This window comes from Paraeggerthella sp. (assembly GCF_048427265.1).
In the GTDB taxonomy this organism is placed as follows: Bacteria; Actinomycetota; Coriobacteriia; order Coriobacteriales; family Eggerthellaceae; genus Paraeggerthella; species Paraeggerthella hominis.
Genome location: NZ_DBFOSR010000034.1, coordinates 16,314 through 28,614 on the forward strand (window position 1 = coordinate 16,314; position 12,301 = coordinate 28,614).

Here is a 12,301-nt window from a genome sequence, read left to right on the forward strand (position 1 = left end):
TCCACGCGCTTTCCAGAATGCAGGCGCTCAGCCGACCCGGTGCGCAGCAGCATCGTGCACGACAGCTTGCTCCGCCAGCAGGCGATTCGCCTTCAAGCGCAGCGCGGCTCCCTTGGCGGCGAACAGCTTGCCCGATCGCTCGAAATCCTTCCGCGCCGCAACGGCGTTGTTGGGCGAAATCGCATCGAAGAACGAATCGATGTCCGCATCCTCCACGGAAAGCCCCTCATGTCGAGCGAACGCGTCAAGCGAGAACTGCCGCACCAGCTGCTCGCGCACCTGCATCATCACCGACATCGTCAGCTGCTGCTCCTCCATCCCCTGCTGCTTCAGGAAGTCCTCCAGCGTTTGCCCCTGCTCTTTCAGCGACTTGTGAAGCGTCTTACGAGCTTCGGACATGGCGGCGTCGTATACCGCATCGGGAATCTTGCTGTTGAAGCGCTTGGCCAGCTCGGCGGCGCACAGCTGCTCCTTTTGCTTCTGGTGCTCTTTCGCTTGCTGCTGAAGCAAGCGCGAGCGGATATGCTCGCGCAGCTGCGCGACGGTCGAGCAGTTCGGCATGACGCGAGCCGCCCACGCATCCGTCACCTCGGGTTCAATCGTCGACAGGATGCGCTTGACCGTGACCGTCGAGCGATACGACTCCATAACCGGCTGCCCGTTCGCGTCAAGCTCGAAGCTGGGGCCTTCGAACTCGAAGGATTTCGTTTCCCCGACGTCCATCCCCACGATCGCCTCGTCGAAATCGTCCGGCATGGACAAAGAGCCGGTGTTGTAAACGCGCGCTTTCGAGCACAGCGCACGGACCGGCTTTCCGTCCTGGATCGTCTCCAGCTCCAGTTCCACGGAGTCGCCTTTCTCCACCGTGCTATGGCTATCGTCGGTTCCCCGGTCGGCGGAAGCCTTCACCAAAGCCTGGATCTGCTCTTCAACCTGATCGTCCGAAACGGCAAGGGCGGGCATGGTTATCTCGACGGGATCGTACGAGGACAGCTCGAACTTCGGAACGGGAACGCACGTCATCTGAAACTCGAACGTATGGCCCTCGCGCACATGCTGGGCGCATGCGTACTTCGGCTCGCCCACGATATCGACCTCGCGGTCGGCCAAAGCGAACGGCGCGCAGCGCGCCATAACGGCCTCGTCGAACAAGAACGCCGCCTCGTCCTTTCCGAGCACCTCGCGCACCACGTCCACCGGCTGCCGCTTGGGATCAGGTTCGACCTTATGCTCGTACGCCACCAGGATCGCCGCGCGTTTGAGCCCGTCTTTCACCTCTTCGGTCGAAAGCAACACCGCAAGCTCAACGGTATCAACGCTTTTCTGCCTCATAGCCACCTGCATGACGTACCCCTTTCCCCGTGATAGATGCAATGGGGAAAATCTAGCACTCGTCCCCGTTCGCGTAGTCCCTTCGGGAGTATGAAAACGCCAAATCTAGTACGGGCAACTATAGGGGGGCGTCCCCCTTGGTGACTATCCTTGAGGTATACGAGCTTTCCCGGAAAATCCAAAGGAGAGGGGTTTTATGTCTGATCTCACCATCGGACAGATTAAGAGTAAGCGGGTGCTTTACCTCATTCTGTCAACGCTCACGCTTTTGTTCCTGGGCCTGATTTACGCATTCTCGATGTTCGCAGCGCCCATGTGCTCCTCATTCGGACTGGAGAAGGGCGCCGTCGCGCTCACCTTCAACATCATGATGATCACGTTCTGCATAGGAGCGGTCATCGGCTCCCAGATCGAGAAGAAGATCGGCGTGAAAGGAACGCTGCTTGTCGCAGCCGTTCTGTTCTTCATCGGCTTCGCCGGAACCGGCATCTTCGGCAACGGGAGCATCGCGGTCGTGTACCTATGCTACGGCACGTTCGGCGGCCTTGGCGTAGGCGTGGGGTACAACTCGGTCGTCGCCACCACCAACGTGTGGTTCCCCGACAAGGTAGGGTTCTCGTCGGGCGTTCTCATGATGGGCTTCGGACTGGGATCCCTTATACTGGGCACGCTGTCCGTCAACCTGATTCCCCTGTTCGGCCTGGGAACCGTGTTCACGGCCATCGGCGTGATCACGGCAGTGATCGTGATTGCCCTGGCCCTGTTCCTGCAGCGGCCGCCCGCGAACATCGTGGAGCTTCTGGCGCCCGAAAAGGCCACGGGAGACAGCTACGATCCCGGCGACGAGGATAGCGCACTGAAAACGGGGACGTTCTACGTGTACTGGACCTGGGCGATCATCGTGATCGCCATAGGGCTGGCGACCATCGGCAATTGCGCTTCGGACGCGCAGATCGTCGGACTCGACGCCGGCTTCGCCACCCTGCTCGTTGGCTTGGTATCAACCTGCAACGGCCTGGCGCGCGTGGTCATCGGCCTCATCTACGACAAGACCAACGTGAAGATCACCATGCTGATCGACGGGCTCATCGCCGTGGCCGCCACCGCGTGCATCGTCAGCGCGTTCATGACCGGCATCTCGGCGCTCTACATCATAGGCGCCCTGTGCTGCGGCTTCTGCTACGGCGGCGTGCCCGTTGTGGCCTCCGCGTTTGCTCGCCAGCGATTCGGCTCGAAGAACTACCCGTTGAACCTGTCCTTGGCGAACTTCGCCATCACGTTCGGCTCCATCTTGAACATCGTCGTCGGCATCGCCGTCGGCGGAGCGGCCAACCGACTTCCCATATTCATCGTCATGACCGTGCTTTCCGTCATTGCAACGATCACCGTGCTTCCCTTCTCGCGGAAATGGGACAAGGACATGAAGATGCTCGAGAATCGCAGGGCTGCAAGAAGAGGATAGTATCCCGGTTGAACGCCGAAAAGCTGAGTCCTTCGCTTCGCGGACTCAGCTTTTCGGTATAGTAGAGCGCACGCCGTTCGCAAGAAGCTTCGTCAAGAACCAAGGGGGCAATCATGGCTCGATACAGCAAGCGCCAGCAAAAGGCCTACGAGGAGATTCTTCGATTGCAGGCGAATCGACGCAAAGACATCATCAAGTGCTCGGCCTCCCTGGCCGCCATTCTGGTTCTGGTATGGGGAAAGCTGGCGCTCGAGCTGAACGGCATCATCGAGGCAGGCAACCTCGTTGCCGGGGCCGTCATGATGGTCTCGTCAGTTGGCCTTGCGATCTTCGCCGGCTCGGCAAGCATCGACTTCACGAAAAGCGGGCAGTACATCAACTCTATCTACGCGCGTACCGGGCTTTCCAAAAAAGACGTGAAGGATCGCGCAAAGCAGCAGTCGCGCCAGAACGCGCAGTCGTAACCCGCGATCTGCTCGGCCTGCGTCCGCAGCCCTGCCCACGCAGGTTGCGGACGCCTTGCTTTACCGCCTGCAAACCAGTCCGCAAACCAAGGCAAGGCGCTGTACGCATGCGCACAGCGCCTTTTCAATACCTACGTCCCGCATACAAAAGCCCTTGCTCGTCCCTGATGGATCCATGTGGCACGATCCATCAGGGACGAGCAAGGGCTTCTATAGGAGCGCAAAGCCGAAGAGCGGATCGCCTGCCCGTCAGTGCCCGGACAAGCCGTTTCCGGTAAGCTCCGTGGCCGCTACGAAGGCAACAATCAGCAACCCCATGATAGTCCACGCCAGAATCTTGGCTTGCTTCGAGGTGAACGGCCCGATCATGTCGCTTCTCGGGTCGTTTTCGGAGTCGTACGCAATCCTGCGCACCTCTTTGTTGAAGAGGGCGTAGCACTTCGTGCAATGCTCCTCCGACTGCGATTCCCTTCCGCAAAATGGACAGATCATGTCAAATCCCCCTTCGTTAACGGCCTTTGGCAATGCGCGTAGAAACCACGCATTCGCCAGAGGAATCAAAAGAACGACGGCCACGCGCACCGTCGCCCGCCGCTTGCGAGCCCGCGCAAACCAAAGCGCGGCATCCCTTCCCCTCCAAGTCGAAACCCCCTTCACAACCCGTCAGGGCTTCCGATTTTACTCGGAAGCCCGTTCGAGGTTGCCCAACCATCCCCTTATCAAGAGACGGAAAGCACATGATGCGAAGGTTCGCCTTGTGCTAGGACTCCACGGCTTCGGCGATATCGTCGATGTTCATGCCCTTCGCTCCCTTGGGAAGCAAGAAGCATGCGGCGAAGCCGAACGCCATGGGAACCGCAAGCAAAGCAATCAGCGGAGAGAACGCCCAGCCAGCAGCCTTCAAGCCGCCCAAAACAACAGGCGAAAGGATACCGGCCGATTTTCCGAGCGCCACGATGGTGGCCACGCCCGAGTTGCGGAACTCGGTAGGATACGACTCGGACATCATCGGCTGAGCAGCCGTGATAGCGTAGTTCAAGGCAAAGCCCATGAAAACGAATGCGATGAGGTACGGCCAGAAACTCGTTTCCGCAGGCAGCTTGACAACCTGAGAGACTATCAAGCACGCCACAACAGCCAACCCGTAACCGAATGTCAGGTTGCGCTTACGACCCATTGCCTCGGATACGAAGCCCGTCGTGCAGTTCGCGACAACCGATGCCGCGTTCTGAGCCATAGCCAGCATGTACGAAGCGGTAACCGCGCCGCCCGTAGCTTCGAGCATCAAAGCCGGCAGCCAGGCGTTTACGCCGTAGATGCTGAAGTTACCGGCAAAGTAGATGATAACCAGAGCAATCGTGGTCTTAAGGTACCTGCCCTTCCAAACCTCAGCAGGGCTTGCCTTGCCGGCAACGGGCGGAACAAGAATGTTCGCAGCATCAATTTCGAATCCCGTGTCCTTGCCAGAGCGCTTCTGGATGCACTTCAAGGTAGATACCGCTAGATCCATCTTGCCGTGAACCGCCGCCCAGTGGGCGGATTCCGGTGTGAACTTGCCGAAAATGAACGCGTAGACAACCGGGAACGCACCGATAGCGTAGCACCAATGCCACGTTGCAACCTGGACCATGATGGTGCCGATCAAGGCAGCGAACACCCAGCCGACAATCATCCAAGCCATGCCGAACGTGATGAAGAACGAACGCTGCTTCGTCGGCGTGAACTCGGTGAACAGCGTGGTAACGATAGGCGTGCACACGCCCAAGAACAGACCGGCGATAACGCGGAACACCGAGAAAAGCTCGTAAGACGGGGCGAAAATGCACGGAATGGTGAACAAACCGTACATGAACGTGCCAAACGTCAGAATCTTACGGCGACCGAACTTATCGGACAGCGGGCCTGCGGCGAACGAGCCGACCACGATGCCGATAGTGGACCAAGATGACAGAGCGCCCTTCAGTGCATCGTTTCCTGCGGGACCGAAAAACTCCTGCATGATCTGCGTGTTCGTATAGCTGATGATCATGTAGTCATAGCCATCGAACATCATTGCGATGCCCACGAGGAAAAAGATAGAGATCGTAAACTTACTAACTCCGAACGAATCGATAAACTGGGAAATGGTGAATTTCCTAGCCGCTTTGGAATCTGCACTCATAAACCGCTCCTTGTAACGTTCCACTTAAGCCTCAATCCCCTAGCTTCAGTGGAATCTTATAAGCGCGTCGCTTTGACGAAACGGTGCCGTCCGACGGCCTCCTGAAAACAACTGGAAAACGAGAGGCCGTCTCGCCATGCGCATCGATAAAAGTGCCGTGCGCTTCAATCCGTAGAACCCTCTTATTCCCTTGGATCGAATTGCGCACCGCCTTGACGAGCGACATTGGAAAGGAAAAAGGGTCTCGGCCCCCTGGAGCCTGAGACCCTTTTCTGAAACAAGGCTACTAACCCTCGAGCTCCTTCAAGATCTTCTGATCCTGATTCAGGCGCTCAGACTCCGAAATGGGTTTGAACGTAGCGTTCTCGATGGACTCGTCGAGTGCTTTCTCCTTCTCGGCACCGCACTTCTTGCATACCGTTGCATCTGCGGCGTTAAAGGTGTTGCACTCGGTGCACTTCCACAAGATCTTCCCCAACGGAGGCGGACGGAATCCGCCTTTTTCCTGACGAGCCATAGCTCTCCTCCTTCAGTCCGGTTATTTCGTGAAAAGCACCATCTTGGGCTTTTCAGCCGCCTTAGCAGCCAGCTCTTCCACCGTGCCGTAGTACATTACGCCAGCCTGGCAGTGATGTACGCAGTTGGGAAGGCGGCCTTCGGCCACACGGTCGGCGCACAGATCGCAAAGATCGGTCGGCAGGGGAAGATACGTCCACTCCCACTTGCCCGTCAGATTCTTCACGGGACCATACTCGAGCGTCTTGATACCGTACTGGCCAATCGGAAGATCATGCGTCTTCTTGCAGGCAACCTCACAGGTGTGACAGTTGGTGCAGAATTCGTAGTCGATCAACAGACCGTACTTAGTCTCCTTCGAATCGGGTGTAGTCATAGCCCCCGAAACCTCCTCCCTTGGTGACGATTGCGCTCGGCGAGCAATCGTTTTCAGGCGTTACCTTGTAGCACTTGCACAGCGTGCTCTTGTACGGAGCGCCGTAGTGCGTCGGACCGTAAACGCCCATCGTGGTCAGGTTATTGCCGTTGCAGTCGAACACGCCGTACAGGTTGGGCTCGGCAGCCTCCTGCTCGGGGAACCACCAGCCATGGCGAGCACGCACGAGGTTCGGCATCAGGCCAGGAGCGATATGCGCCTGCTGCTTGCACTTGCCTCGCTTGTTCTCGAACCATACCCAGTCGCCCTCTTTGATGCCCTGCTCCTTCGCGATCTCCGGAGAGATGTCGGCGATAGCGGTGGGATGAACCTCGCGCATCGTCGGCAGCTGGCGATGCTCGGAGTGGAACAGGCCGATGTGACGGTGCCCGGAGGTGTAGATGTACGGGTACTCCTTGTACAGCTCGGGAGTACGGTACGGGCTCTCGTACGGCTCCATGTGATGCGGCAGAGGATCGAAGCCCCACACGTCGAACAGCGGAGAAGACACCTCGTACAGACCGGTCGCGGTAACGAAGCCCGGCTGACCGTCCTCGCGAAGCAGACCCTTCTTGTACTTCTCGTACGTCTCGTTCCAATCCCAGTAGTCGTAAACCTTGTGGGTAAGGTCCTCGAACGTGTAGTCAACGCCAAGGCCGTCGTCCTGAATCATCCACGTCAAGAAGTCGCGGGTGGTCTCGAACTGGTTGAAGAACTCAGGGTTGAAGCGCTTGCCAAGGTCGAGCACAAGCTCTTCGTCCATCTTGCACTCGAAGTAGCGGCCAGCCGAAGCAGTCAACGTACGCAGCGGCTGCCACCAAGAGCGGAAGGAGTCGCGCTCAACCGACATGGCGACCGGAAGAACAAGGTCGGCGAACGCCACGGCGGTCGGGGTCAGGTAGTAGTCCACCACGACCGTATAAGGAACGTTCTTCCACGCACGGTACAGACGCGGGGCATCGCCGGACATGTTGGCGATGGGGTTGGTGCCGTGCACCCACATCATCTGAGGCGGATATGGAACGCCGGTCTCCATGGCTTCGAGCAGCAGATCGGGCGGAATGAACGGCGTGTAGCCAGCCTTGTGAATCGGGGACTGGTCGGTGCCGATACGGCGATCAAGCATCTCCTGCGAGATGAACTCAAGGCCGCAGCCGTACTTCTTGGAGCTGTTGTAAGCGTAGCGAACGAGCACGTTGCCGCCGGGAACGTCGAGGTTGCCGCACAGCGCCGTGATGTCGGAGATGGCGAACGAAGCCTCCATAGCGGAGATCTGCATGTCGATGGCAAGACCCCACTGGATTGCGCCGGGGCTTGCAGCAGCGAACATACGGGCTGCGTCGATAAGATCCTGCTCGTCGATCCAGCAGATCTCGGCGCACTTGTCGGTCGGGTAGTCCTGCAGACGCTCGACCAGGTCGTCGAAGCCGTAGCACCAGTTCTCAACGAACTCGTGATCGTACAGGTCCTCGTCGACGATGACGCGCAGCATGCCCATGGCAAGAGCGCAGTCGGTGCCGGGACGAACCTGCAACCAGATGTCGGCCTTCGAGGCAAGCCATGTCAGAGCAGGGTCGACAACGATGAACTTCGTGCCCATGCGCATGAGGTCGATCAGCCAGTGGCCGACGAAACCGTCAGGGTTGGACGCCAGAGGCTCGTTGCCCCAAACGATAACCACTTCAGGCTGCTTCCAATCAGGGTTGTCGTAGCGATCCGGGTGAAGCTGGGAAGCGTCGAGGATCCAGCAATCGCCGTCCTTCATGAGGTTGGCAGTCATACGAGGCTGATAGCAGGAGTCGGCAGAGAGGAAGCCGAACGACATGTTCGGGCTGCCGAAAACCGCACGCAGGCACATGGCGCCGTGCCACATGGCGTTACGACCCGTACCGGAAAGAGCCACGATGCCCTCGGGCCCGATACCGTTGTAGTCGTCGTGAATCGTCTTGCAAATCTTCTTGTACGTATCTTCCAACCAGTCGAACGCTTCTTCCCAAGTGATGCGCTTCCACTTGTTCTCGCCCTTTTCGCCGTCGCGGAGAAGAGGCCATTTCAGTCGGTCGTTGTTGTAGATAGCCTCAACCATGTCCAGGCAGCGCAGGCACAGACGTCCCTGGTTGTACCCGAAGTTGGGGTCACCTTCGATCTTCTCAAGCTTGCCATCCTTGACGTACGTAAGCACGCCGCAGCCGTTGTGACACCCAGGTCCGGTCCAGACCGAGGTGCGGGTCACTTCATAACCATTCTCAAACCAGCGCCAGTCTGTTTTGTACAGATCATGGTTGTATTCGTTGATCATGAAAATCCCCCTTTCATTAAGAGATGCCAACTGATAGATGAAACCCTTATTCTTCAGAAGCTCCTTTTGCCCTTCCCGCCCGTCCCGTCGACAGCCTCGTTCTATCTTGGAACGCGCATAAAGCCTTGTACGATTCTCCTCTTCACTCGTCATCGGAGCTTCTTAAAGACGATCAACGCTTCCCCTGCAAACCTGCGTTCTTGCAAGCAGCGGAAACCTTCAAGCCCGCTGCAACTACGCAGTAGGAGGCTTGGGAGCGCCAGGGGCCGCAGGGGCACCGGGAGCCTTCGGAGCGCCGGGAGCCGCAGGGGCGCCACCGGGAGCCGCGGGAGCGCCGGAAGCGGGCGCCTCGGTCGGAAGATCATTCCCGCACTTTTTGCACTTGTCATTCTCGGGCGGGTTGAACGTGCCGCACGACGGGCACTTCTTCATCATGTCATCGAACGATGGTGGTCTGAAACACATGGTCGTTCCTTCCTTTAGCGACTTCTTTTCTTTGGTTCTCAACGAAGCATTTCGCAAGTCCAAGTGAATGGCATGGGGTGCATCCACGAGACGAAATTTAGCAGCCCGAAGTTGCGGCTCCCTACCCAAATCGGTATGAAAAAGGGGCATCTAGTACCATGGGTTATACGTTCTAGTACAAAGATATTGATACTTTGACCTGGCGTTTCGTCTTTACATCACCAAAGACCCCATCACGCTTCGTGCAGCAGGGAAAGAAAAGCCCGGCAGCAAGGACCATCGCTTTGACGCGTAAAAAAGGCGCCGGCGGCTCTCAGACCACCGACGCCTTTTCTGCTTGGCGCCAACCCTGGCAATCAGCTCGAGCGTCGCTTGGGCAGACTCCAGGGGAACGGACGGATCGAAAGGACTAGCCTTCGTCGACGATGGCGGTATCGACGATCTGGCGCATAGCCTTCACGCGCGCGGCAGCTTGGCACGCTTCGTCGACCTTCCCGTTCCTCTCGATCTCCGCAAGGAACGCTTCGGGGTTGTCGGCGGAAAGGTACTCGGTCAAATCCTCTTTGGCAACGGCAAGCCCTTGCCGTTCAATCAGCTTGTCAAGAACGACGTTGAGCGACAGGTTGTACGCCACGTCGGCGCGAATCTTTTGCTCGTACTCCTCTTCGGTCAGCTTCTCTTGGCGAAGATACTGGACCTTGGTCATGCCGCTTGCGAGCAGACGATCGTCGTACATGGATCGAGATGCCTCCATCGCCTCCGTCACAACGGCTTCGGGCACCTCTCCTTCCAGACGGGCGATCAGCGCATCGTTGCAGCATTGCAGCTTGTAGTTTTCAAGGCCCATGCGGGACGTTTTCTCAAGATCCTGCTTGATGGACGCCTTCAGGTCCTCCATGGTGGACATTCCCTCGAAATGATCCCGCACCCATGCGTCATCCAGATCGGCAAGCGACTTGATGCTAGACCCCTTATGAGCCGAAGCGACAACGAACGAAAACAGCTGGGCTTCAATATCCTCTTCCGTCACCGCGGGGATGGAGGGCAAGGAGATGCGAACCGGACCGTAGTCCGACAGTTCGAAATCCGCGGGATCAAGTTGAAACGTAGTGCTAGCCATCGTGTTCTCCTATCAATCGAGTGCAAGTTGCTTTACAAAAGCCGGCGCAGACGTACGGGATTTCCCTATGCCGCCTTCGCGTTCTTCTCAGTCTTTGACAGCTTTCCTTTCTCCGAGCTTCGCCCCCTGCTTTTCGATGTCTTCCCTTCGAAACGTCTCGATAAGCGTGAGCATTTCTTGCGACGAATGCACCCCGAGTTTGTGATAGATGTTCGCGATGTGGGTTTTAGCCGTATGCATGGATATGACCAGCTCCTGCTGAACGTATTCCGCATTGCGGCCCTTTGCGATAAAGAAGAATATTTCTGTTTCCCGCGGCGAGAGCTTGTACAGTTCAGCAATCCGCTGGCATGTGCGTCGCCAGGGGGAATCGACGTATCCGCCCTCGGGTTTGGCCGATTTGCCGCGCGAGGCCGGCTCGCCGTCTTCCGAGGACGCGGCTTTAACAGCCGGCGCCTGAGGCTTTTGAGACGAAGATGCACGAGCTGCGTCGTCGGCAGAGGTCGGCTCAGGCTGCGAAGCAGGCGCGGCAGCCTGCGCATCCGCTCCGTCGGAGGCAAGCTCCTCCCATTCATGGAAGGGCGTGAGCACGGTAGCCACCAGCATTGCGATCGCGACGCCGCCCACGCCGATGAGAACCAGCCATCCGTGCTGGTCCATGAAAAGCATCATCAGCTGATCGCCCACGATGCAGCCTACCGCCAAGCACAGGTAAGCCACCACGCGGCCGCCGTCGACAAGCAGCAGGGAATCGGAGCGCAGGCGCTGGGCGATCCCGATGCCGATGATCACGCCGCCGAAGTCGAACAAGTTGAAGCCCGCCAAGATGACGCATTCCGCGGTTAGGGCGCCGAAGCCTTCCCGGAAAAACGGCAGCAGCACGATGCCTACGACGAACAGCAAAAGGGAGTAGCGATGGATGGCGTCGATGGACCGGCTTTGCTTCGAATGGAGCGAGGAGGCTATGATGCACGCGCCCGCCAACGCGATGCCGACAAGAATCAGGGGGTCGTTGGCCATGAGCAGCAACGTGCCGTCGACAAGATACGCGCCTTGCAACAACCCGAACGCAAACGCATAGACCATCGTCGGAACCGATGTAAGCGCGAATTCCCGAATTGCTTTGCGCGAAAGAGGGGCAAACGCATCGGAGAAGCCAGTTGGCGGCAACGGTTCCGCCGTCCTCCAATTGGCCATCAGCGACGTAATGGCCACCAGAGGCAGCAGCACCGCTGCGATCAGGCCGATAGGTTCTTGCAGGCTGCAGACGAGCAGGGCCACCAATCCGCCGAAGATCATGTCGACGGCAAACGAGCGGGTCAGGTAGTTTGCAGCAGCTCGCACGTAATAATGCAGCCACAGGAACATCAACAGGGCTTCCGAGACGCCAAGCAGCACGACCGTGCCCAAACGAAGGGGCACGGGGAAATCCATTGTCGTGGCGGAGACGATAGTGGCAAGGGTGGCCAACGCGCCCGCAGACACCAAGAGGATCTTCGAAGGAGCGGTTCTGTTCTTGCGAAGCATGCGCTTTCCAACCAGAACCAAGATGCCGAACGTAACGGCTAGAGTCAGATACAACGTAACCTGTCGCTGAAAAAAGAGGGATGGCGCGTTGATTGCGGCGGTCCCAATGAAAAGAGGCGTGAACAAAACAAGATAGTGCCAACCGAGCAGAGCTTTGAAACCGATCATCTTGAGCGTTTTGGTATACGCCTCGTTCGCTTCCTCAACCATCTCAACTTGCTGCGAGCATGCTACACGATTATCCAACCCCATAAGCGCCCTCTTTCCCCGTGAAGCCAGCGACCCGAACCACCGGCCCATGTCATACACTTTATCCACCTACCCCTGAGGGATATATAGCCAGAAGTACTAAAACCCTCGTTTTAGTACCCTCGTCAGTACAAATGCGCCTATTCTGAGTGATACGTTTATTCGTGCGAAGCGGTGCGGTGACCGTATAGGAAAACCAATTTAGTCAATGATACCCCCCCCCCCCCGCACGCACAAGGCCTATTCCAACGCGTTTCCTTGCTCGCGCGCGTGCGCACCAAAAAATCAACA

11 protein-coding genes are annotated in these 12,301 nt (G+C 57.8%); 2 read left to right on the top strand and 9 right to left on the bottom strand.

The window, feature by feature from the left end; all coding sequences use genetic code 11:
• Positions 1 to 27: 27 nt before the first annotated feature.
• Entirely contained in the window at positions 28 to 1,344 is a 1,317-nt protein-coding gene (locus ACMNI9_RS03635; RefSeq protein WP_418830909.1) for a trigger factor, read from the bottom strand.
• Between the two features lie 184 nt (positions 1,345 to 1,528).
• Here ACMNI9_RS03635 and ACMNI9_RS03640 point away from each other — a divergent pair, with 184 nt between their 5' ends.
• Positions 1,529 to 2,794, top strand: coding sequence for an MFS transporter (locus ACMNI9_RS03640; protein ID WP_225749079.1), 1,266 nt, complete (start codon positions 1,529 to 1,531; stop codon positions 2,792 to 2,794).
• 113 nt (positions 2,795 to 2,907) lie between these two features.
• Complete coding sequence (locus ACMNI9_RS03645) at positions 2,908 to 3,258, top strand: hypothetical protein (RefSeq protein ID WP_114567989.1); 351 nt, start codon at positions 2,908 to 2,910, stop codon at positions 3,256 to 3,258.
• Positions 3,259 to 3,507: 249 nt separating this feature from the next.
• Here ACMNI9_RS03645 and ACMNI9_RS03650 read toward each other — a convergent pair whose 3' ends face one another.
• The 8 genes from ACMNI9_RS03650 to ACMNI9_RS03685 form a co-directional block, all read right to left on the bottom strand.
• Complete coding sequence (locus tag ACMNI9_RS03650; protein WP_216529543.1) at positions 3,508 to 3,750, bottom strand: hypothetical protein; 243 nt, start codon at positions 3,748 to 3,750, stop codon at positions 3,508 to 3,510.
• Positions 3,751 to 4,018: 268 nt separating this feature from the next.
• Positions 4,019 to 5,419, bottom strand: a complete 1,401-nt coding sequence (locus tag ACMNI9_RS03655; RefSeq protein ID WP_216529542.1) for an MFS transporter — start codon at positions 5,417 to 5,419, stop codon at positions 4,019 to 4,021.
• 286 nt (positions 5,420 to 5,705) lie between these two features.
• Positions 5,706 to 5,936 carry a zinc finger protein gene (locus tag ACMNI9_RS03660; RefSeq protein WP_114567992.1) on the bottom strand — a complete coding sequence of 77 codons (231 nt, stop codon included), beginning with the start codon at positions 5,934 to 5,936 and terminating at the stop codon, positions 5,706 to 5,708.
• Positions 5,937 to 5,957: 21 nt separating this feature from the next.
• Positions 5,958 to 6,311 carry a 4Fe-4S dicluster domain-containing protein gene (locus ACMNI9_RS03665; protein WP_114567993.1) on the bottom strand — a complete coding sequence of 118 codons (354 nt, stop codon included), beginning with the start codon at positions 6,309 to 6,311 and terminating at the stop codon, positions 5,958 to 5,960.
• Complete coding sequence (locus ACMNI9_RS03670) at positions 6,283 to 8,649, bottom strand: molybdopterin-dependent oxidoreductase (protein WP_114567994.1); 2,367 nt, start codon at positions 8,647 to 8,649, stop codon at positions 6,283 to 6,285. Before ACMNI9_RS03670 ends, ACMNI9_RS03665 begins: the two co-directional genes overlap by 29 nt.
• A 234-nt stretch (positions 8,650 to 8,883) precedes the next feature.
• On the bottom strand, positions 8,884 to 9,114 hold the full coding sequence (locus ACMNI9_RS03675; RefSeq protein ID WP_418830911.1) for a hypothetical protein: 231 nt from the start codon (positions 9,112 to 9,114) through the stop codon (positions 8,884 to 8,886).
• 409 nt (positions 9,115 to 9,523) lie between these two features.
• Complete coding sequence (locus ACMNI9_RS03680) at positions 9,524 to 10,234, bottom strand: hypothetical protein (RefSeq protein ID WP_114567995.1); 711 nt, start codon at positions 10,232 to 10,234, stop codon at positions 9,524 to 9,526.
• Positions 10,235 to 10,321: 87 nt separating this feature from the next.
• Positions 10,322 to 12,013, bottom strand: coding sequence for a response regulator transcription factor (locus ACMNI9_RS03685; RefSeq protein WP_181792631.1), 1,692 nt, complete (start codon positions 12,011 to 12,013; stop codon positions 10,322 to 10,324).
• Positions 12,014 to 12,301: the final 288 nt, after the last annotated feature.

Bases quoted from the DNA above. Each gene is read 5' to 3' on its own strand.
- ACMNI9_RS03675 (WP_418830911.1), bottom strand. From the start codon at position 9,114: ATGTGTTTCAGACCACCATCGTTCGATGACATGATGAAGAAGTGCCCG.
- ACMNI9_RS03680 (WP_114567995.1), bottom strand. From the start codon at position 10,234: ATGGCTAGCACTACGTTTCAACTTGATCCCGCGGATTTCGAACTGTCG.
- ACMNI9_RS03660 (WP_114567992.1), bottom strand. From the start codon at position 5,936: ATGGCTCGTCAGGAAAAAGGCGGATTCCGTCCGCCTCCGTTGGGGAAG.
- ACMNI9_RS03650 (WP_216529543.1), bottom strand. From the start codon at position 3,750: ATGATCTGTCCATTTTGCGGAAGGGAATCGCAGTCGGAGGAGCATTGC.
- ACMNI9_RS03670 (WP_114567994.1), bottom strand. From the start codon at position 8,649: ATGATCAACGAATACAACCATGATCTGTACAAAACAGACTGGCGCTGG.
- ACMNI9_RS03665 (WP_114567993.1), bottom strand. From the start codon at position 6,311: ATGACTACACCCGATTCGAAGGAGACTAAGTACGGTCTGTTGATCGAC.
- ACMNI9_RS03685 (WP_181792631.1), bottom strand. From the start codon at position 12,013: ATGGGGTTGGATAATCGTGTAGCATGCTCGCAGCAAGTTGAGATGGTT.
- ACMNI9_RS03645 (WP_114567989.1), top strand. From the start codon at position 2,908: ATGGCTCGATACAGCAAGCGCCAGCAAAAGGCCTACGAGGAGATTCTT.
- ACMNI9_RS03655 (WP_216529542.1), bottom strand. From the start codon at position 5,419: ATGAGTGCAGATTCCAAAGCGGCTAGGAAATTCACCATTTCCCAGTTT.
- ACMNI9_RS03640 (WP_225749079.1), top strand. From the start codon at position 1,529: ATGTCTGATCTCACCATCGGACAGATTAAGAGTAAGCGGGTGCTTTAC.
- ACMNI9_RS03635 (WP_418830909.1), bottom strand. From the start codon at position 1,344: ATGCAGGTGGCTATGAGGCAGAAAAGCGTTGATACCGTTGAGCTTGCG.